Origin of the sequence: Vibrio sp. SCSIO 43086 (genome assembly GCF_051132235.1) — a bacterium.
Taxonomy (GTDB): domain Bacteria; phylum Pseudomonadota; class Gammaproteobacteria; order Enterobacterales; family Vibrionaceae; genus Vibrio; species Vibrio diabolicus.
Genome location: NZ_CP072677.1, coordinates 401,274 through 422,533, shown reverse-complemented (window position 1 = coordinate 422,533; position 21,260 = coordinate 401,274). Strand labels below are relative to the sequence as shown.

Below are 21,260 nucleotides of genomic sequence, written 5' to 3'. Positions count from 1 at the left end.
TTATAGTAAGTGGTTTGCATTTCGCATACTGATTCCTTCACCAGATTACGAAGTTGGATACCGTCTATGGATCACAATCCGCAGTCACAGCTAAAGTCACTTGTTATTAAAGGCAAGGAACAAGGCTATCTGACCTACGCCGAAGTAAATGACCACCTACCTGCTGAAATCGTAGATTCAGAACAGGTAGAAGACATCATTCAGATGATCAACGACATGGGCATTAAGGTAGTAGAAACTGCTCCTGATGCTGATGATTTAGCACTGAACGATGACACAAATATTACCGATGAAGATGCAGCCGAAGCTGCAGCCGCTGCACTGTCTAGCGTAGAGAGTGAGATTGGTCGTACCACAGACCCAGTACGTATGTACATGCGTGAAATGGGTACTGTCGAACTTCTAACTCGCGAAGGCGAAATCGACATCGCAAAACGTATTGAAGAAGGTATTAACCAAGTTCAATCGTCTGTTGCTGAATACCCAGGTACGATTCCGTACATTCTTGAGCAATTTGACAAAGTTCAAGCTGAAGAACTGCGTCTTACTGACCTTATTTCAGGTTTTGTAGACCCAGATGCTGACGACACCGCTGCACCAACGGCAACACACATCGGTTCTGAACTGACTGAATCTCAGTTAGAAGAAGAAGACGATGAAGACGTTGATGACGACGAAGATAGCGATGACGATTCAGATGATTCTGAAGAAGATGTAGGTATCGATCCAGAGTTAGCGCTAGAGAAATTCAACCAACTACGCAGCACCTATCAAAATCTTCAATTAGCAATCAACGAGTACGGCTATAACAGCCCGAAAGCAACCGTTGCTAATGAAATGATGCTAGACGTATTCCGCGAGTTTCGTCTAACGCCTAAACAGTTTGATCACCTAGTGAATGAGCTGCGTACCGCTATGGATCGCGTTCGTACTCAAGAACGCCTGATCATGAAGTCTGTGGTTGAATACGGCAAAATGCCGAAGAAATCATTCATCGCGCTGTTCACTGGTAATGAATCAAGTGAAGCTTGGTTGGATGAAGTTCTTGCTTCAGACAAGCCATACGCTGAAAAGATCAAACGTAACGAAGAAGAAATCCGTCGCTCAATCGCTAAGCTAAAAATGATTGAAGAAGAGACTTCTCTGAACGTTCAAAACATTAAAGACATCAGCCGTCGTATGTCTATCGGTGAAGCAAAAGCTCGCCGTGCGAAGAAAGAGATGGTTGAAGCGAACTTGCGTCTTGTAATTTCTATCGCGAAGAAATACACCAACCGTGGCCTACAGTTCTTGGATCTTATCCAGGAAGGTAACATCGGTCTGATGAAAGCGGTAGATAAGTTCGAATACCGTCGTGGTTACAAGTTCTCGACTTACGCAACGTGGTGGATCCGTCAGGCAATCACTCGTTCAATCGCGGACCAAGCACGTACGATTCGTATCCCGGTACACATGATCGAAACGATCAACAAGCTAAACCGTATCTCTCGTCAAATGCTGCAAGAGATGGGTCGTGAGCCATTACCGGAAGAGTTAGCTGAGCGCATGCAGATGCCAGAAGACAAGATTCGCAAAGTTCTGAAAATCGCTAAAGAGCCTATCTCAATGGAGACACCAATCGGTGACGACGAAGATTCGCATCTAGGTGATTTCATCGAAGATACAACGCTAGAACTGCCGCTAGATTCTGCAACTGCAACTAGCCTTAAAGTGGCAACGAAGGACGTGCTTGCAGGTCTAACACCACGTGAAGCGAAAGTACTTCGTATGCGCTTTGGTATTGACATGAACACTGACCATACTCTAGAAGAAGTTGGTAAGCAGTTCGACGTTACTCGTGAGCGTATCCGTCAGATCGAAGCAAAAGCACTACGTAAACTTCGTCACCCAAGCCGCTCAGAGACTCTGCGCAGCTTCCTAGACGAATAATCGCAGCGCATACAAGCTTTTAGAAATCAAAAAAGGTGACTTTAGGTCACCTTTTTTATTATCTACTGTGCTAAGTGGATAAAAACTAAGCGCAATTGCCCTAGTTGGTATCTAGACACCTTGCAACGCTTCCCCTATAATCGTTGTCCTATTAAGGCCCCTTAGCTCAGTGGTTAGAGCAGTCGACTCATAATCGATTGGTCCCCAGTTCAAGTCTGGGAGGGGCCACCATTCAAATCAAGCACTTATCGCTTATCCTCTTTTGAATGTTGCCTTTCTATACGTCCCGAGGTACAAAATCAGTACAGTGAGTATTCGGGAGTACTTTTATGGCAACCTTAGTTAAAACCCCTTCAGGCACATGGAAAGCTGTTATTAGAAAAACAGGCTGGCCAACTACATCTAAAACTTTTCGCCTCAAACGCGATGCAGAAGATTGGGCTAGGCGCACTGAAGATGAAATTGTTCGTGGCGTGTATATCAAACGCTCTTCTTCAGAACGGATGACGATAGAAGATGCTCTGCAACGTTATTTAGCTGAAGTATCTCCCACGAAGCGCCCAGCCACTGCTGCATGTGATGCAAGACATTCCAAACCAATCATCAAAGCTTTAGGCCAATATTCCCTAGCCGCCCTCACTCCAGATATCATTGCCAAATACCGTGATGACCGTTTAGCTGGCTTAGACCGATGCGACGCCAAAGGGAATCCTGCGCCGAAACCTCGTTCTCCAAACACAGTTCGTATAGACCTAGCGCTGCTCAGCCACCTATACAACATCGCGATTAAAGAATGGGGTATAGGCTTAGCAATTAATCCAGTACAAAATATCCGCAAGCCCTCCCCTCCTTCTGGGCGAGAACGACGCTTAACTCCAGAAGAAGAATTGAAGCTCCTAGAAGCCGTTGAGGCACATTCGAATCCGATGTTAACCTGGATTGTCCGTATAGCCTTAGAAACGGGTATGCGCTCATCAGAGATAACCTCTTTGCGCCGCTCTCAAGTTGATTTGAAAAAACGTGTAGTTTTCCTGGTTGAAACCAAAAACACCATGCCGAGAACCGTTCCGCTTTCTCTCCCGGCGTTAGAATCTTTTAAACAGGCAATTAACAATCCGGTACGGCCAATTGATACTGACCTGATTTTTTTTGGCGAGCCAGGTAAAGACGGCAAAAGACGTCCATACAATTTCAACAAGGTATGGATGAAGATTAAGACCAAGATTGGCCTGAAGGATTTCAAATTCCACGACCTGCGCCACGAGAGCGTCAGCCGTTTAGTAGAAGGCGGATTAAGTGATCAGCAAGTCGCGGCCATCAGCGGCCATAAATCGATGCAGATGCTACGCCGGTACACGCACCTCAGAGCCGAAGACCTGGTTGAAGAGCTGGACGCGATTGCAAAAGAGAAAAAAGCATAGGTAGAAGCGACCCTCAAATGTCAATACTATATCTATTAGATGAGTAATGCCGGCTTGTTCTCCTCTGATAAGCCCGACTTATTGAATCTTGGGGGACTAGAAAGATAAACATACCAGTGCTGACATATGAGGGGCAGCTATACTTGAACTGTGTGAAGCTTTCTCAGGTAAGTGGTAACTGAACTAATAGTAAGTTTTATATAACTCTCCCCTCTATATTTACCGCATACATTGATGTTTCCCCACAGTTACACCTCCCGACCTTTACCATTTATCTCTTTATTTTTTAAGCTGAGTCATAATTCTCGACAATCACATTGCAACCAGTTTCCTATCGATGTTATTACATCAAAAACTCAACACATAGGTATGGAAATGCAAACTGGATTATCTATCGCTGGACATCGTTCAAATCGTCCTGCAAACCCATCAGCGGCAGAATTAGCCTTAGATCGTTACGATATGTTAGTTAAAGACTTCTACGCCAAATATAAGACAAATAAAGCTCGTACCGCACCCAAAGCGCAAGTAAAACGAATGCTTGAAGCTGAACAAAGAGATCTAAAGTTTTTGAAGATGAAGCGTACACAATTGATTGCTCATGCCAAAGTCACAGAGATGGAAGCTGAGCTTCGAGATTATGTAAAGGAAAACCAGAGCAAAAAGTTGAAAGAGCTTGAGGAAGAAGAACATCACCCAACTCAAAAACTTGCAAGAAACCTAACCGCAGCAGGGGAGCCAAAACCTACTACCAATCACGAAGCCCACCACATTATTCCAGGTAAAGGTCGGTTCAAAAAAACAGCAATTCAGGCAGCTCGACTTGAGCTGCACATGCACCAAATAGGTATAAATGATCCAAGAAATGGGGTCTGGATGATGAACTTCAAAAAGAACAACGACTTGAATTGGGTTGACCCAAAGTCACCGGCACACCGTTCAATACATCGATTTAACTATGAGAACTGGATCGCAAGAATATTTGTGACTGGTGGTATGACAAAACAGATGGTAATAGCTCGGTTAAATAGGATTAAAATGAGCTTGAAGGATGGAGAATACCCTTCAAAGATTACTCAGAAAAAAGATGTAAGTTGGAATGGCTCATGACCGTTTATAGAATCACAGAAGATCCTACTAAGTTTAAAACTCTTTCATTATTGCCTAGTGACCTAGCTGAACAATTAGGTGACTTTGAGCTTGTAAGAGACATACTGCATCAACCTTCGCACAATTCATCACTCCAACCGATATGGGGTAAGGTTAATTCGGAGTTTGCAGATGTTCTCAAGAAAGATTCGGAAACCCCAGATATAAGTATTTGGTGTAATACATTCCTCATATTTTCACCCAAAGCATTCAATTACTTACATAACAAGTTGTCGACATGTGGAGAGTTTTTGCCAATCAATGTAGGTAGTGAAACTTGGTATTTCTATGCAGCACTGACATTCGCAAGAGAAAACAAACAGTTAACGATTCCCAAAGTTGAATACGGTGAATTGATAGGATTGGAAACACTAGTCTTCGACGAAGAAGATACTCAAGATAAATATATCTTCAAGTCAGTAGAGGAAGGCCCCGTAAACCTATTCTGTACAGATATACTTCGAGAGTTAGTGACCGAACATAAGCTGACAGGTATTGGTTTCTCAGAGGATCTAACAGGTTTAGATTTCATTGATGAGGCCGTGTAATTTAGCTTATAGGATTACTTGATTTTGCTCATTGGTTCAATCATTGGTAGCTAACCAAGATGCTAATTAAAGAATCAGTTGTAATGCTACAACCGCCCCAGTTTCATTCCAGGCGTTAGAATCCTTCAGGTAGGCAAACGGCATCCTTATAATATCAAGAAGGTATGGATGAAGATTAAAGCCAAAATTGGGCTACAGGACTTTAAGTTCCACGACCTGCGCCACGAGAGCGTTAGCCGTTTGGTGAAGGCCGGCTAAGTGATCAGCAAGTCGCCGCTATCAGCGGCCATAAATCAATGCAGATGCTACGCCGCTACACGCACCTCAGAGCCGAAGACCAGGTTGAAGAACTGGACGCGATTGCGAAAGGGAAAAAGGCTTAGCCAACGCTGCCCCTCAAGTGTCAATGAAATGAGGATTAGCCCAGTGTGACATTGCTGTGCTCAATGGATAAGATTGGTTTATTGACACTTGAGGGGCCAGTACCTACGTGTAAGTGCAAGATAGTTAGCCACCAATCTCCACAACAATTCATATGGCTTAAATCATTTTTGGACAGAACCTTGTTGGTAATTTCGCTAAATTAGTAGCCTATGAATTAAATTTGGTATTAAAATCGCTCAGCTCACTCTCTAGCTCTGAAGGTACAATGCATCCTTCTTCATTTACTGGTTACTTGGGAAGTGCTTTATAACTCTCTGGAATTAGGTCGAAGTGTTTATCCACTGGTCCCTGCAAAGCATAGAAGCTCGCCTTACTTGAACTACCTTTAAGAGCATAGACGCGATATATCCAGTACTGTTCACCCTTTTCTCTAGAAACCTCCACTTCATTTCTCGATATGAAAAAGGCAGTCCCCTTTGACTGTTTAGTAGTCTTAACTTCGATGTACTTCTTAACGCCATAGCCATCAAAAGACAAAACATCATAACCATCACCATCACCATCACCATCAGAGCTTATGGCAACATGTTCGACCCTCTTTGCTAAGTCTATTAATCCAAGGTCAGTTAATCTCTGAATTTCATGTTCGACAACTAACTTTTCACCTGCTAAGCCTAGATTTCTGTTTCGTTCATCTCGCTCTGCCCAATTAGTCTTTTTAGTACCCCTGGTTTTACCACGCTTAGCAATAGCCTTAACTGAACTTGTAGGTACACTAGTTTCATTGAGAATGGTTCTTGAAATATCAATAGGTTTATCTTCAGGGTCAATGCCAGGTGACCATTCGTACAAATCGGACAACGTATCACTAGCAGGATTTTGATGCTCCGACACCTCAAAAATCACCTCAACAGGATTGTCTTTACTATCAATAGGGTAACTATGTTTTACATACCCTAACTGGCCTACATACGTGAATGGCTGTGATTTGCTTTTAATCTTTTCGTGAACACGAGCGAAAAGTACAACTGGCTCCCCATCAATAATCATCATCATATGAGGTGTGTCTGGTGTATTTTTGTTTTGAGACTCCCATTGAAACATACTACCGCCAAGGAAAAACTTATCGTCGTACTTATGCTCAAGCTCTTTGCGTTCTTTCTCCAGAGTAACAAACAACACAATTGCTAAATCTGGTTGGCCCTGGAATATCACGAGCATGATTAGGAACCCAAACACCTGCACGCTCAAATGCTTCTAACTTAGTGTGCAATTCTCCAACCGTAAAACTAGAGTAATCAAATACTTCGTTTTCACGTTTAGGGTTAGTCCCCTCTTTATCAACAGTTTCAAAGCCAAGGTCTCAGAGTATCCGAAAGCAACTACTCTTTTCACCACCCGAAAAGTGTTCTGGGAGAATATCTACGCCATAATAATCTGACAGTGCTATGCCGAGTATGGCCTTTGGCGGGTACCTTTTGGTATCAATGATCACATCGAAATTAGTAGAATCTTTAAAAGAGCTTGTCTCTCCGTTCACAGTGTCGAACTTTGTGGCAGCTTGTTGAATGTGCTGTTCTGAAAGAGGTTCAGCAATTTTCCTCAGTCCTTGAATTCGCTTAGATTTATCTGATATTAAAATTCGAGTTCCAAGTTTCGTTATCAGGTCACCCAAAATAGTTCCCCCCTTTTCTAGATGTACATTGAGTTCATTATGTCATCCTTTTTAAATCCATAGCATTGATTTTATTAAACTACCCACCCAAGAAGAGTCGAACGAAATCTATCTGTCTATTTCCATAAAAATCGAAACTATTTTCTAGTGCCCTCTGATATAGAAAGACCATGTGTTAGAAATTGCAAGAATTTAAAGCCCCTACAGTGAAGGGGCTGGACAAAACCATCTTAGCTCAAATGACTTAGTGGCATCAGTTCAGATAAGAAAAAGTATCGTAACACCTTAAACGTTATATAATTTTCCATAGGAACATTTCGAAGTAACACATTACAAAAAACAAGAAAGTCAGGACGTACACATAGGTCTCTTTGAGAGCTAGCATTACATTGAGTTTCCTTTCTTTTTTAAGAGCGAAAACTTGGTGGAAAAACTCCCTCTCACTTTCATTTGCTAAGCAGTTAATTTTATTTTCGACAAGTTCTGCTGCGGATTTAAATGTGAAATGGGCACCTTCTTCTTTCCATTCTTTAAACAACTTTGACGAAAATATCGTAAAGGTAATAAACATTGCGACTTGCTGAAGGTACACAGGTTCAACACTCCAGATACCTAGCGTAGCAAGAAAAAGCCAAATACCCTGCTTATTCAAATTTCGGCGATAATCATCGATATAGTCACAAAATGACTCGATATACTGGTCTACGCTTTCAATTCGACAAATTTCCATTAAATGCCTCAATTATATAACGCTTTCTATACGGTACCGCCTGCGCAAACCGCATAATCCTACGTATGCAAAAAACGACAATCTTTATTTCCTTACGATAATGTCGCTAATTTTAACCTCTAATAATAGGTTATTATTATGGTTAAAGGGTAAAGAAACCACATAACCATATGATAAAAAATAACTTCCTTGTAATCACCGCCCCCCAAGTGTCAATAAATCGCCCCTCAAATGTCAATAAGGTTCTCGCTAGACACCTCTCATAAATGTCACAAACACCATAATGAGTTAGAACATTTAGCAATAAAAAAATTAGGTTAATAACTTTATGTACTTACAACAACAACCTTTCTTTCTCTACTAACAGTATCAATCAACTCACCTACTTCACCCCAGACTTAATATACACAACCTGTCACCACCCCATAAATCTACAAAAGTGACGATTTTAATTTCCAATAAAAACAAACCACTAAATAAACATAACCATTAATAAGAGGTTTATTTTCGATATACCGAAATCAATACCTCAGCCCGGTGCGTTTTAGCGGCTAAAAATTCACTAAAAACATTTAAAAAATACAAAATCCAACACCAAAGGTATAGCTATACTTTGTCGAAATTACGCGAAGTTAAAGTAATTTAAGAGAATTTAAGCGCAATTGACGACAAATCGATCTTATGGTTATCTAAATTATGTCACCAAGAATCGTGTAAGACTTCGTTGTTAAAAAGAGCACTGGATAGCAGTAATTCCAGACATGAAAAATGCCACTAAGGAGATCAAAATGACGACTGAAGAATGGTTATACAGTAAATATGGAAATTCACCGCTGCTTTCGTTTTCTCAAGTTGCGGAGATCCTACATCGCAGCCCTGAAGGATTTAGAATTACTCTTAGGACTAACTGTGAACTAGCAAATCAACTCAAGCCAAACCGAGTCAAAATAGGTAGACGTGTTTACTTTAAAGTTTCCGATATAGCTAATTTGATTGACCAAGCATCTTCCCAATACATGGAGGCTTGATATGTCTAATTACGTGAAAGAACTACAGGCTTGGGTTATTCAAAGACAACAAAACAACCGTCCTCCAAATAAGAAAGAAGTACTTGCAACTTTTCTTGGCGTTAAAACCGATGTAGAGGAAGCAATTAACGCTGGTTACAACTTAAAAACTATTTGGACTTACCTAACAGAAAGAAATCTCATCGCATTTCGCTACGAGACTTTCCTGCGTTATGTGAAGGAATACATCACACAAACCTCAGTGGCTACTCCCCCCGAAAAAGAGAAATCAGAAAAGCAGAAAACCTCTCGTGACATAAACGGTTTTTCTTTTAATTCCCAGCCAAATAAAGAGGACTTGATATGAATATATTCAAACACTGTGCATACGCAGCTATATCGCAGTTAAAGCATAACTAGAGCACAACTGCCATGCCACTTTGTCTGTTTTTGGCCTTTTTCGCGCCATTTTGCGTCTATTCCTACGCAATTGCGTGATAACAGTGCGGTAGCGCCTCCCTTTATTGATAACTGATGTGGGCGATATTGCGGGCAGGATGTGTGAAGGAGTCCCACTATGCAAGCATAGCGATGACTCTTCACTTCCCTTATTCGCACCTGCGGCGCTCAACGGTAATCCTGCCCTGCGGGATCAATTCAGTGATAGAAGATTCGATAGGAGAACACGTAATGCAGCATGAAGAAAAAGTCACTAGGAAGAACACAAGTCCTCTTAAAGTCTACTGCCTACCTAGTGAACGTGAAGCGATTGAGGTTAATGCCAAACAAGCTGGTCTCAGTGTTTCAACCTATCTACGACGAATTGGACAAGGACGCCAAGTGAAAAGTGTCGTTGATGCAGAGCAAGTACGTGAACTAGTTAGAGTTAATGGTGATCTTGGCAGACTTGGTGGGTTACTAAAGCTTTGGCTAACTAATGATGCTAAGGCCGCTCAAATCGGCACACCTACCATTAGAGCAGTATTAAATCACATCGATTCAACCAAAGCTCAGATGAGCGAGCTCATGGAATCTATTCTTAGTCAAAGGTCCTAGCCATGATTGCTAAACACATCCCAATGCGTTCATCGAATAAGTCCGATTTTTCAGGCTTAGTCCGTTACCTCACTGATACCCAAAGCAAAGAACATCGGTTAGGTCAGGTGCGACTGACTAACTGCGATGCAGATTCAATTAGAGATGCGATCTGCGAGGTATTGGCCACTCAGCAAACAAATACTAGAGCGAAAGGTGATAAGACTTACCACCTGATTATTAGCTTCCGTGCTGGAGAACAAGTTAATTCTGATGTTCTTTCTAAAATCGAAGAGCGTATATGTGAAAGTTTAGGTTTTGGTGAACACCAACGTATCAGTGCCGTTCACAATGATACTGACAATCTGCATGTTCACGTGGCGATCAATAAGATTCATCCATCACGCCATACCATTCATGAGCCGTACTATTCACATCGTACGCTTGCAGAGCAATGTGAACGATTAGAAAAAGCATTTGGACTACAACAAGACAATCACATCCCCAATCAAAATCGCAGTGCAGCACGCGCTGCTGATATGGAACGTCACTCCGGTATTGAAAGCCTAATTGGATGGATTAAGCGTGAGTGTATAAACGAAATAAAAGCCGCTCAAACATGGTCTGAGCTACACGCGACTCTATGCCAAAACGGATTAACACTTTCAGCAAAAGGCAATGGTTTGGTGATTTCATCTGACACTGGAGTCACGATAAAGGCTAGTACGTTGGATCGCAATTTATCCAAACCAAAGTTGGAGTCCCGCTTCGGCGCATTTCAGCCACACCAAACTATTAATAATAAGTCCAGCTCAAAACGCAGTTACCAAAAAAAACCTGTTCAGACTCGAATAGATACAACGGAGCTTTACACTAGGTATCAGAAAGAGCAAAAGAGCCTTGCAACTAATAGAGCCACCGCATTAGAGATACTTCGTCAAAAGAAAAATCAGCAAGTTCTAAATGCCAAGAAGCAAGGCAAAGTACGTCGCATGGCAATAAAACTCACCAATAGCGGTAAGTTTACTAAGCGCTTACTGTATGCCCAATCCAGCCAAGCACTTCAAAAGAACTTCGCTTTAGCTCAACAGCAATACCAAAACGATCGCCAAGCAATCTACAAAACTTATAGCAAAAGAACTTGGGCCGATTGGTTAAAACATCAAGCCCATCAGGGTGACCAGAACGCTTTGGCCGCATTGCGAGCAAGAGAAGCAGCACAAACGCTAGACGGCAACACTCTACAAGGCAATGGACAAGAACAAACAAACTTCACAAGCGTTATTGATTCTATTACCAAAACTGGAACCATTTTGTTTCGCTCCAAAAACGGAGCAATACGTGATGATGGTCAACGTCTTCAGGTATCGGGCCAAGCGGATAAGGAATCCATAGTCCAAGCACTAAAAATCACAATGGCACGATATGGCAACCAAATCAGCGTTGACGGCTCCCCTACATTTAAGGCTTACGTGGTTCGTGCAGCGGTTGATACCCGCCTACCTATGACCTTTAGCGATAAAGCATTAGAGCAAAGGCGGCTCTCATTACTCTCTTCCAATCAAGATGTAACGAGGAACAACCAGCGTCGTGATATCTCACCTATTGGCAAGGCTCCCCCAATAATTAGGCGAAATAAGCTCAGTACTCTCTCTCAGCTTGCTGTTCTGCGATTTGAGAAGCCACAAATTCAAGAACATTCAGCATACGAACAGCGTAAAGCTCGTTTGATAGCTGAAATGGCAAAGAAACAAGAAAAACAATCTAGAAAAAGTCGAAGTCGATAAACACTTCACACCGTCAGTTAAGGAAATCGCAATGAAACTTAGAAGGAAAATTTTAGCGGCTAAAATTCACGTCCTAACTATTGGGATGTTTTGGAGTTATGTTGGTCCCACTTGGTCGGGGATTCCAGTCGCTGATGGCCTAAATCTGCCTCACAACATACTTTCCGCAATGGAGTCGGTAACCCAAACCGCAAAGCAAATCCAACAATACCAAACGCAACTTCAGCAGTATGAAAACCAACTAAAAAACACAGTGGCACCAGCTTCGTACATCTGGGACCAAGCTCAAGCGACGATAAATGAGCTTAACCAGGCGACCAATACACTCGCCTACTATCAAAACCAACTTGGTAGCCTAGATAGCTACCTTGGTAAGTTTCAAGACATTTCTTATTACCGTAACTCTCCGTGTTTTTCAGCTCAAGGATGCAGTGATACAGAGTGGGCTGCTATGAAGGAAAGTCACCGAATTTCCTCCGAGTCACAAGTGTCTGCAAGTAAAGCAGCAATCAAGGGGATTAGTCAGCAATTTAACGCCTTACAAAACGACGCCAAGCAATTAGAAAGGCTACAACGACAAGCTCAAGGAGCCGAGGGGCAACTAGAAGCGATTCAATATGCGAACCAATTTGCTAGCCAACAAAGCAGTCAACTCTTACAGATACGTAGTCTGATGACCGCTCAATACAACGCTGTCGCGACACAAATACAAGCCGAAACCGATCAGAAAGCCCGACACCAAGCTGCACATGAAGAACTTTTTAATTTTGACTCACCTACAGATCGTTCGAAAAACAGGAAGTTTTAGCCATGAGAACACTCATATCGATGCATTTATATCTCAGCTGCTTATTACTTTTAAGTGGCTGTGAACAGCCCACAGACGTAGGAAAAATTGATTGTGAGTCATCCGACTCAACGCAGTCGGAAAGTTGCTTATGGGACATGGGTACGCCAACAGAACGTAGCCAAAATAAAGGTTTCTAATGATGATATTTCGATTATTCACTCTCTCGTGGCTAGCCATAATTTCAACACCCGCTAATGCCACAATCGAAACTAACGGTGTACTAGATGAAGTTGCAGTTCACTTTCTGACCGTGAGCAGCTCTTGGGCAGGCGTGATAACTAATCATGCAAGCTGGTTGTTTTGGTTGCTTGGGACAATCTCACTTGTATGGACAGGAGGGAATCTATTACTAAAACAGGCAGATATAAGAGAGTTTTTTGCCGAGTTTACCCGCTTCATTATCACCTTCGGTTTCTTCTTATGGCTGCTTAGAAACGGTCCTAAGTTTGCCGCTTCTATCATAGATTCACTCAGAATAATTGGCGCTCAAGCAGCAGGATTACCTCGTGAGCTAACTCCATCAGAGCCGATCAGCATCGCTTTCGACATTATTACAAAATCGAGCGAAGCCTATAGCTATACAAGCCCCTTTGATAACTTAGCAATTTTCATTATTACCTTGTTAATTTTGGTTTGTATGACGGTTGTAGCAGCCAATGTCTTACTGTCTTTAGTTTCCGCTTGGGTTCTTACTTATGCTGGAATTTTTGTACTGGGGTTTGGAGGCTCAAAATGGACCTCTGATATTGCCATCAATTACTTTCGTAGTGTGCTCAGCATTGCCTTAAAGCTTATGACTATGACGTTAATGATCGGCGTCGCTATGTCAATTATGGATAGTTTTTATGCTGAGCTGTCAGCAAACACCTCAATGAAAGAACTACTGGTTATTTTCGTAGTATCCGTAGTTCTAATGCTACTTATTCACTCCGTACCCAATGTAGTCGCGAGCTTAATACCAGGCTCAGGATCTGCTACTAGCTCAGGAAATGTGAGTGCTAGCGCGATGGCTGGAGCCGCAATGGCTACAGGTGGCATGGCTGCTGGTGCAGCTATGGGAACGTTGGGAGGAGCCTCGGCTCTGCAAGCTGCGTTCAAGGCAGCGTCCAATTCTGAAATGCTCGATTCAATGACAGGCTCTATTGGTAGCGACTCTTCTACAACATCCGAAGACCCTGGCACAGGTGACACCCCCTTCGCCCATGCATCAGGAATGCAAATGAACTCAAACAGCGTTGTCGCATCCACGGCTAAAGCAGGACGAATTGCAGCAGGGGCAGGAGTAAACCTAGCTAAAGGTATTGGAGATATTGCACGTAACCGTATCAGTCAAACTGCGGGAGGCCGCTTGGCTGAAACAATCAAAACTCAAAGTAACCAAGAAGACATTTAATGATGCCTTCACACAAAATCAGATAGGAGAATCACAATGGATTTGCATTTCCCACCTCAAAACTGGACAGACTTTGGAGCATTTTTCGCAGTCATGTTCCTGGTGATGCTCGCATTTTATTTTGCTGGTCAGTGGGCACACTCAACCAAATACAGTAAGCAGCTTTATCGTTTAGCTGACGTCCTGGAAGGGGTTCAAAACAAAGTGGCAAACAAGGCGTATCGAGGAATGATGTCGTTAAATAAGCAAACCAACAAAACCAGAGACTGGCCGTTCAAGTAACGCAAATAATCAAGACACATAGGCCGGTGCTCGCAACACCGGCCCACATTTTCACATTACACCTTCCATAGAGGTATAACATGACAGTTACTCATTATAGTGCACGCTTTCAAGATATAAAGTGCTCATTTTTCACCCTACCCCATATATCTTGTGAGGACTGATATCATGTCACGCAAGAACACAAAGACGACAGCAAACAAAGGCTACTCTCCTGAAGTACGTATTGTTTTACGAGTCGTGAAGCAAAGGAGTGTACCTGAGGCGACGCGTCGCCTCATCGATAAATTAAAGCACTTTCAAGATAAACCTTTTGTCCTTAAATCACTAAACTCATTGATTAGCCCCCATAGAGATATGCAGCGCCGTGTGAGAATCAAAGCCTTTCGAGTACTGACTGTTTTAATCACTTATATGGATTGGGCAACGTTCCGCATTGGAGTACCAAAGGCTACGTTTAATGATCCTGTCAAACATAGAGCAATGATTAAACGATACGAAAAAATGTATGACGAAGTAATGCCCGAATCTACCTGGTTTCGTTATATCGATAAACTGACTCAAGCTGGCTACCTTAATAGCGCCAACATGGATATTCGTAACCAAGAAGGTCAGATACGTGGCACAGCTGGATTAAAGTGGCTAACAATGAAGTTAATGAAAGAACTTAACTTAAAATCAGGCTGGCTTGACGAGCAGAGGAACTACGCCTTGGAACGGTTGAAAAAGTCCGGTCGTTGTAATGTTTGGCCAACTTATGCTAGTAAACTAGCGAAAAAGAAACGAGTCCGAGCGATAACAGAGGAAAGTACACAAACTAACTCTGCGCGAGGCCAATTTGATACTGCGCTAATTTCATTCGACGACAGATCCCCACAATTCCAGTAACCACCTCTTATCTTTAAGCCAATTAGCTTTGGGCGATTCCTCACGCCTGAAGCATACATCCCTACATAATTGCTCAAACCTCCATCAACTTGTTAATGTAAATGCTCCTTCTTCCTCCTAATACCATAGCGCTCATTAGATATTAAGGCGGCATCAATTCAATATAGAGGTAGTTAAACAACAAAGTGAGAGTTGATAAAAGGAGCTGATATAACAAGTGGTTACTTCATTAACCTAAAGGTTAAGAGCTATCACTTATTTATTCATGTCTCGTACCTCGCCATGAATAAATTTTTTAAACTAGATTTTGAAAGTTTACGCTGCGCTATGCCCAAAGGGGCAAGCCCCTCTGGACTCCCTCATTGGTAACTTAGTCACCTGCTGTCAACATAGGTTGTTTATTGAGCATTAGTGCATATGGTGAGATGATGGTTTGAACACCAGGAAGGGAATGAATTAAACCACTGAGATCAACGTAACTTGATCAATGGAGGTAACATGAAAAGAAAAGAACCCAATACAGAGCCGCCAAGGCGCCTCACAAATACTGAACTTGAAGATTTGAGGAAAGATATGCAGGAGTCTTCAAAATGGGCCAGAGAGGAACTGAGGAGACGTAAACAGGAAGACCAGCGCGGTCACTGGCGTAAAGACAACTTCAATTAGTAATTATTACTATCCCTCCATAAGTAAAAGGGGTGTTTGTCACAAAGATCAGGAAAGCATGATGCTAACCTTATTATTTTTCGTCAAGTATGATGACTAGCAACTAAACAATCATAAAGGCAAAGATGCGATAGTAAAATTCGAGAGGAAAGATAATCCTCACTAAATATAAAGCACTCTTAAAAATTGACGTTCCAACATGGGCTAGGAGAAGTCATGGACAACTTAAAAATCCAACGCTTTGCAGATATAAACCTTGAAGATGCATTTTTTAAAACTTTAAAAGAGGATTATGAAGAGTTTTCAGATTGGTTCAAAAAAAAATCTGACAATAACGCTCTAGTCCTATACAACACCGCAGGTACCATCGAAGGATTTTTATATTGTAAATTTGAACAGGGCCCTGGAGACGATACGGTACCACTGCTTCCAAACACTCAGCATATGAAAGTAGGGACTTTTAAGTTTAACCCACAGCAAACACGCCGTGGAGATAGATATTTAAAGAAAATTTTCGACTACGCTCTAGCAAACGACCCAAAAGTTGATGATATTTATGTAACTGTGTTTGGAGATAAGCACCAGTACTTAGTATCTTTGTTCGAGAAGTATGGTTTTAAAAAGTATGGCACGAAACCGTCTAAAAATGGAGTCGAAGATGTATTGTTACGAGATTTAAGCCAAAAAATCGGTGATGTTGATAAAGACTATCCATTCATCAATACTAGCGATAACAAAAAGTATTTACTAAGTATCTACCCAAACTTTCATACAAAGCTGTTCCCTGACTCTAAGTTACATAATGAATCCAACAATATTGTAAAAGACATATCTCACTCCAATAGCATCCATAAAATTTACATTTGTAAAATGAAAGGAGTTTTAGAATTTAATCGTGGTGACGTCGTTGTAATCTATAGAACTAACGATAATCAAGGTCCTGCAGAACACAGAAGCGTAGCCACTTCACTATGTGTTGTCGAAGATGTTCATACAATTCATAAGTACAAAGATGAAGATAACTTTGTCGATGAATGTATTAAATTTAGTGTTTTTACAGAAAAAGAGCTTAGAAAAATATATAGAGAAAAGCAATATATATATGTAATTAACTTCACATACAATGCTGCTTTGCCAAAACGACCAAATAGAAAAGCACTAGCCGATATCGCAGGCCTAGATCGCAATGATTATTGGGGTGTAATGCGCCTATCTGATAAGCAGTTTGAAAGTATCATAGATTTATCAGAGTTAGATAAAAAGATACTATTTTAATTACATAGAAAGCGCCTATAATATGGCGCTTTCTATTTGGCTTTAAAGAAATGTTCTATATTTTCATTTCGATACATATGCTCAACACAACTATCTAAGACAAAACCTTTTGAGCTAAGAGTCGGATATAGTTCACTTAGACGTTCATTAGAAACAGAAATTAGAACCTCATTATCATCAAAGTAGTTCAATGACTTCTCGAGTAATTTACTTCCAAGTTCTCTACCCTTAAACTTAGGCATAATATAAAAAGTACATATTTTATTTTCTTCTAAAGATTTCTTTAGCAAACTAATACCACAGATCTCTTGACCATTATGCGCAACTAATACATCTCTATTTCCAATATAAAAGTTTCTCAAAAACTTATTATTAAACCATACATTAAAATTAGGATATAGTGGAGCCACATCCTTAAGAGCAGGGGCTATCTTAGATACATCAAAGTCTTTTTCTACTAACTCTATTTTAAATGATGGCTTTATTATTACACCTGTCACAATAAATTCTCTGATTTCGGGGTTGGCCAGTACATGCTACATGTAATATTTGATGCAGACTGCTTTGGTATACTCACATCATAGCTTTGTAATTTTTCATCAACAAGCATGCTACTACTCGTTGCATTCCATATGTAGTTAGTAGCTAAGCCTGAGGCTATACCTATAATAATAGAGAGTAGCAATACAATTACTGCGGCTCTTTTGGGTATCGTATTTGAAGAGAATTTAGCAAAAGCAGAAAAGTGATTAATAAATAGTTCTGATTTAGAGCCACAATCCTCGTTATCATCAGAAATGTTTCCTACAGTTTTCTGTTTCCAATGATAAATTAGCTTTTGTGACTTTGTATCTTTGAGACCTAAATATTTATCCCAAAGTTCTGTCTCTAACAGCCTACAACGTTTATAATCTGAGTGAGACACTTTGAACTCTGATGTAGCCTCACGAATCAAAAAGAAATGAATAACATTTATAGACTGAAAATCGATAACCTTCTTTCTTATTTTATATGGAAGATTTCTTGCTTCATTTATTCTAAAATCTATCACTTCTATTTTTGAAAAATCTCCCAATATAGTAGGGGCTTTTGACTTTGTAACATTAGATATTCTATTTATGGCCTTATTGTCTAATATTTTTATCCTAAATCTAAAGTATATAGGCACATTAGATTCTAACTCGGTATTAAACAAATCCATAGGAAAAGTAACTTGAACGCCTTTCTCCTTCTTATCATTTAACTCACTAATTTTAACACCTTTAACTCCATCCCCATTTTCTTGATCTATCTGGGTATAGAATTTCATTTTCTTATTATCAGGTAAAGATATGGAATGAATACCAGAACCTGTTATGTAAGAAGTTTCAGTGACATAGCTGTTAAAGATTGCGGACAAAAGCTCATGATCAGAACATACAACATTTCCTAACTCTGAATCATATTCTATGTGTTTCTTTTCAAATGGAAGATAAAATACAATACTTTTTATTTTTGATTCTATATTTCCTGTATTAGGTTTATTTGTTAGTTTAACTCCAATATCTAAGTAGTTTATTCCTTCATTAGGCAAGACCCAATAATTAATATGGAGTTCAGAATTAATTTCTAAATTACCATTGTTACTATATGAGTCCTTTTTGTCTAACCAGAAACCCAAACTACTAGCCATTGAACATCCTTAGTTATTACAAATTATCAATTTTTTCTAAAATAAGTGAAACATTATCTTGCCCAGAGCAGTGTTTAATCAAAGGAATATTCCTTTCAAAACAAAATTTTTTAGCCCGTTCAAGTTCCGCATTTTGGAAAGAGCTTAGCAGCTCGACGGAAAATTTTGTATTATCTCTCAATATCAAACGACGTCGAAGCTCTTCAGGATCACATTCAACAAAAACTACTAACGAAATATTCATTGCATCGAAAACGGCATAATCAATGTCAACGATTTCCATATCATTGTTGAGTAGGCAAAAATGACCATCTATCAGAAACTTTTTTTCTTTCAGAGAAGAAATGCCTCGAATTAAGGCCGCTTGATTTTTTTCTGCATTATCTACAAGCTTACTGTCTTCAATGTAATCTGAATTATTTTTAATCAAGTCACTTGCTGAGTAGCTTTTGACACATGACAGGTCATTCAAAGAGCGACACAAAGTGCCTTTACCTGAGCCATGTACACCTGATACGAACACTACTTTTTTCATTTTACCCACCAGCATACTGAACTTTAGTCATATCAATTAATACATAACTCAGATGACGGTTCTATGTACTTAAATGATTGAGGAGCCTTAAAACCTTCCTCTTTTTCATAAGGATTGATTGGTGTCGCATATCTTTTCAACTTTTTGATCTCGATAGCATAAGCGACATCACGATCTGTAAAATATTCATCGAAAAACTGTTTGTTGATACCTGAGACATCTTTAGTCTGCTCCCAAAGCTCTTCCGGAGGCTTTGCCAAGATCTGACCAATCTCGAACTCACCAACTATCAGACCATCAGGCATCGTTGAGTAGATGACTACCGACTTAACTTCCGGGCGCTTGAAAACAGCTTTTCTGTATTCAACTAATTTTTCACCTGAAAGGATTTTTTCAACAAACTCAGGTTTTATCGAAAGAAGTGCTTTCATATATGACTCTCAAGAAAACTTCATGACCGTGAATTTTAAACTGTTCAGTATCAAATAGCATTACAAAAGAGGAACTGCTTTTAAACATCTGACATTGAACGTAAGCTAAACACAATAACATGACACTGTTTTTATATACAGCTCTGGTGATAATTTCATTACCTATAAATAAGTTAGAAGCATTTCGAAAAGCTCTAGCTTTTGAATGCAGGTTTTGAGCACTTGTAGAAACAATAACGGCCTCTACAAGTGCACGAGAAAGGTACAATAGCGGTACAGTCGCTAGTTTTGACTAATTTACGTAAACTACGCTAAACTTCTGTTTAGTAAATGCTTTAATCTATTTTTAATTACACTAAACTTACCTCGGTTTACCTAGACTCTCTGTATTAGTGGCTAACTCATAATCGATTGGTCCGCAGTTCAAGTCTGCGAGGGGCCACCAAATTTCGAAAGGCGTAGCAGGTTAGTACCTGCTACGCCTTTTTTGTGTCTGCTGACTTTGGGTACAGTTGTGGGTGTAGTAATTCGTTGCTCATCTCGTCAACAACTTCAAACTTATTACCTTCCTCGATTCTACCCTCTCTTTCTTTTCGCTTCTTACCAAGCTTTCTATATAGTCGTGGAAACAAAATGTCTGCTCGCTATTTAAACCATTGACCCTTTTTCGACTTCTGATAGGATGGACATGTAAACGTATGGACGTCTAAAATAAAAATGGAGTTACAATGAAAAGTATTCGTCACCTAAAGAAACTAGCTTTGGTCCTCACGGCAGTAGTTGGCTTAAGTGCTTGTGGAGAAAAAGATGACTCTGTCATTAAAGTGGGAGCAACCGTAGGGCCTCATGCTCAAGTAGTTGAAGCAGTAGCGAAGGAAGCAGCGAAGCAAGGCTTGAATGTAGAAATCATCGAATTTTCTGATTACGTGACACCCAATGCCGCGCTTAGCGATGGTAGCATCGACATTAACAGCTATCAGCACCAACCATTTTTAGACAACTTCAACAATAGTCATGACGCCCAATTAGTGTCGATTGGTCAATCCATTCTGATGCGCATGGGACTTTATTCTAACAAGTATCGCTCATTGCAAGAGCTTCCAAACAATGCACGCATAGCAATTCCAAACGATCCAACTAACGGTGGTCGTGGTCTGTTGCTACTCGCCGATGCAGGTTTAATTGAGCTGAAACAGGGGGTTGGCCATAAAGCCGCCCTAACTGATATCATAAAAAACGCAAAGTCGTTTGAATTCGTCGAGGTAGATGCCGCCCAGTTACCACGAACATTGGATGATGTAGACGCGGCTGCGATTACAATGAACTACGTAATGTCTTCTGGTTTAGACCCGAAGAAACAAAGTATCTATCTTGAAGCAAAAGACGCACCGCTGGCCGTCATGGTCATCGCTACTCGTGACGCAGACAAAAATAATGAAGCGTATAAAAAATTCGTTTCTATTTACCAATCTCAAGCAATTCGTGATTATCTCGATCGTACGTTCAAAGGCACAATAGAAGCAGCTTTTTAATCAATAAAGCAACGAATACTTTGCCCACGAATCAGATAGAAAAGAGGCTAATTTTTTCTCATAGCCTCTTC

General features: G+C 40.6%; 21 protein-coding genes and 1 tRNA gene. 16 read left to right on the top strand and 6 right to left on the bottom strand.

Going from position 1 to position 21,260, the window contains the following annotated elements:
* Nucleotides 1–66 precede the first annotated feature (66 nt).
* The 5 genes from rpoD (at nt 67) to J8Z23_RS01995 (ending at nt 5,047) form a co-directional block, all read left to right on the top strand.
* On the top strand, nt 67–1,929 hold the full coding sequence (gene rpoD / locus J8Z23_RS02015) for an RNA polymerase sigma factor RpoD (protein WP_005395986.1): 1,863 nt from the start codon (nt 67–69) through the stop codon (nt 1,927–1,929).
* Nucleotides 1,930–2,084: 155 nt separating this feature from the next.
* Nucleotides 2,085–2,160: transfer RNA gene (locus tag J8Z23_RS02010), tRNA-Ile, on the top strand.
* Between the two features lie 98 nt (nt 2,161–2,258).
* The gene (locus J8Z23_RS02005; RefSeq protein WP_058966373.1) at nt 2,259–3,350 is read left to right on the top strand and encodes an integrase; all 1,092 of its coding nucleotides are present in this window, start codon (nt 2,259–2,261) and stop codon (nt 3,348–3,350) included.
* Between the two features lie 375 nt (nt 3,351–3,725).
* Entirely contained in the window at nt 3,726–4,460 is a 735-nt protein-coding gene (locus J8Z23_RS02000) for an AHH domain-containing protein (protein ID WP_434634703.1), read from the top strand.
* A gap of 290 nt (nt 4,461–4,750) precedes the next feature.
* Entirely contained in the window at nt 4,751–5,047 is a 297-nt protein-coding gene (locus J8Z23_RS01995; RefSeq protein WP_182039652.1) for an imm11 family protein, read from the top strand.
* Nucleotides 5,048–5,719: 672 nt separating this feature from the next.
* Here J8Z23_RS01995 and J8Z23_RS01990 read toward each other — a convergent pair.
* Both J8Z23_RS01990 and J8Z23_RS01985 read right to left on the bottom strand, forming a co-directional pair.
* Nucleotides 5,720–6,652, bottom strand: coding sequence for a DUF3427 domain-containing protein (locus J8Z23_RS01990; RefSeq protein WP_434634700.1), 933 nt, complete (start codon nt 6,650–6,652; stop codon nt 5,720–5,722).
* A 746-nt stretch (nt 6,653–7,398) separates the two neighbouring features.
* Nucleotides 7,399–7,836 (bottom strand): hypothetical protein, encoded by a 438-nt coding sequence (locus J8Z23_RS01985; RefSeq protein WP_050550076.1) that lies wholly within the window; start codon nt 7,834–7,836, stop codon nt 7,399–7,401.
* A 788-nt stretch (nt 7,837–8,624) separates the two neighbouring features.
* Between J8Z23_RS01985 and J8Z23_RS01980 the strand changes: the two genes are divergently transcribed.
* The 10 genes from J8Z23_RS01980 to J8Z23_RS01935 all read left to right on the top strand — a co-directional run bounded on the left by J8Z23_RS01980 (nt 8,625) and on the right by J8Z23_RS01935 (nt 17,019).
* Nucleotides 8,625–8,864 carry a hypothetical protein gene (locus J8Z23_RS01980; protein WP_033906076.1) on the top strand — a complete coding sequence of 80 codons (240 nt, stop codon included), beginning with the start codon at nt 8,625–8,627 and terminating at the stop codon, nt 8,862–8,864.
* Nucleotide 8,865: 1 nt separating this feature from the next.
* Nucleotides 8,866–9,210, top strand: a complete 345-nt coding sequence (locus J8Z23_RS01975) for a TraK family protein (protein WP_434634696.1) — start codon at nt 8,866–8,868, stop codon at nt 9,208–9,210.
* Between the two features lie 323 nt (nt 9,211–9,533).
* The gene (traJ, locus tag J8Z23_RS01970) at nt 9,534–9,899 is read left to right on the top strand and encodes a conjugal transfer transcriptional regulator TraJ (RefSeq protein ID WP_140081083.1); all 366 of its coding nucleotides are present in this window, start codon (nt 9,534–9,536) and stop codon (nt 9,897–9,899) included.
* Nucleotides 9,900–9,901: 2 nt separating this feature from the next.
* Complete coding sequence (traI, locus tag J8Z23_RS01965) at nt 9,902–11,665, top strand: TraI/MobA(P) family conjugative relaxase (protein WP_434634693.1); 1,764 nt, start codon at nt 9,902–9,904, stop codon at nt 11,663–11,665.
* Nucleotides 11,666–11,696: 31 nt separating this feature from the next.
* A complete protein-coding gene (gene trbJ, locus J8Z23_RS01960) occupies nt 11,697–12,473 on the top strand; it encodes a P-type conjugative transfer protein TrbJ (protein WP_434634690.1) in 777 nt (258 codons plus the stop codon).
* A 178-nt stretch (nt 12,474–12,651) separates the two neighbouring features.
* Nucleotides 12,652–13,908: a P-type conjugative transfer protein TrbL gene (gene trbL / locus J8Z23_RS01955; protein ID WP_276427763.1), complete on the top strand. Its 1,257-nt coding sequence runs from the start codon at nt 12,652–12,654 to the stop codon at nt 13,906–13,908.
* Between the two features lie 36 nt (nt 13,909–13,944).
* Entirely contained in the window at nt 13,945–14,190 is a 246-nt protein-coding gene (locus J8Z23_RS01950) for a hypothetical protein (RefSeq protein ID WP_029803106.1), read from the top strand.
* Nucleotides 14,191–14,358: 168 nt separating this feature from the next.
* Nucleotides 14,359–15,078 (top strand): hypothetical protein, encoded by a 720-nt coding sequence (locus J8Z23_RS01945; protein WP_434634686.1) that lies wholly within the window; start codon nt 14,359–14,361, stop codon nt 15,076–15,078.
* 498 nt (nt 15,079–15,576) lie between these two features.
* On the top strand, nt 15,577–15,744 hold the full coding sequence (locus tag J8Z23_RS01940) for a hypothetical protein (protein WP_180820078.1): 168 nt from the start codon (nt 15,577–15,579) through the stop codon (nt 15,742–15,744).
* Between the two features lie 216 nt (nt 15,745–15,960).
* Nucleotides 15,961–17,019, top strand: coding sequence for an N-acetyltransferase (locus tag J8Z23_RS01935; RefSeq protein WP_140338125.1), 1,059 nt, complete (start codon nt 15,961–15,963; stop codon nt 17,017–17,019).
* A gap of 32 nt (nt 17,020–17,051) precedes the next feature.
* Here J8Z23_RS01935 and J8Z23_RS01930 read toward each other — a convergent pair whose 3' ends face one another.
* From J8Z23_RS01930 to J8Z23_RS01915, 4 genes are read right to left on the bottom strand one after another with little or no spacing between them, the layout of a single operon-like run.
* A complete protein-coding gene (locus tag J8Z23_RS01930; RefSeq protein WP_193303808.1) occupies nt 17,052–17,519 on the bottom strand; it encodes a GNAT family N-acetyltransferase in 468 nt (155 codons plus the stop codon).
* Nucleotides 17,516–18,691, bottom strand: a complete 1,176-nt coding sequence (locus tag J8Z23_RS01925) for a hypothetical protein (protein WP_434634681.1) — start codon at nt 18,689–18,691, stop codon at nt 17,516–17,518. The genes J8Z23_RS01930 and J8Z23_RS01925 overlap by 4 nt, the downstream gene beginning before the upstream one ends.
* A gap of 16 nt (nt 18,692–18,707) precedes the next feature.
* Nucleotides 18,708–19,226, bottom strand: a complete 519-nt coding sequence (locus tag J8Z23_RS01920) for an ATP-binding protein (protein WP_193303811.1) — start codon at nt 19,224–19,226, stop codon at nt 18,708–18,710.
* Nucleotides 19,227–19,258: 32 nt separating this feature from the next.
* Nucleotides 19,259–19,657, bottom strand: a complete 399-nt coding sequence (locus J8Z23_RS01915) for an ASCH domain-containing protein (protein ID WP_025525834.1) — start codon at nt 19,655–19,657, stop codon at nt 19,259–19,261.
* Between the two features lie 728 nt (nt 19,658–20,385).
* Here J8Z23_RS01915 and J8Z23_RS01910 point away from each other — a divergent pair.
* Complete coding sequence (locus J8Z23_RS01910; protein ID WP_434634677.1) at nt 20,386–21,189, top strand: MetQ/NlpA family ABC transporter substrate-binding protein; 804 nt, start codon at nt 20,386–20,388, stop codon at nt 21,187–21,189.
* Nucleotides 21,190–21,260: the final 71 nt, after the last annotated feature.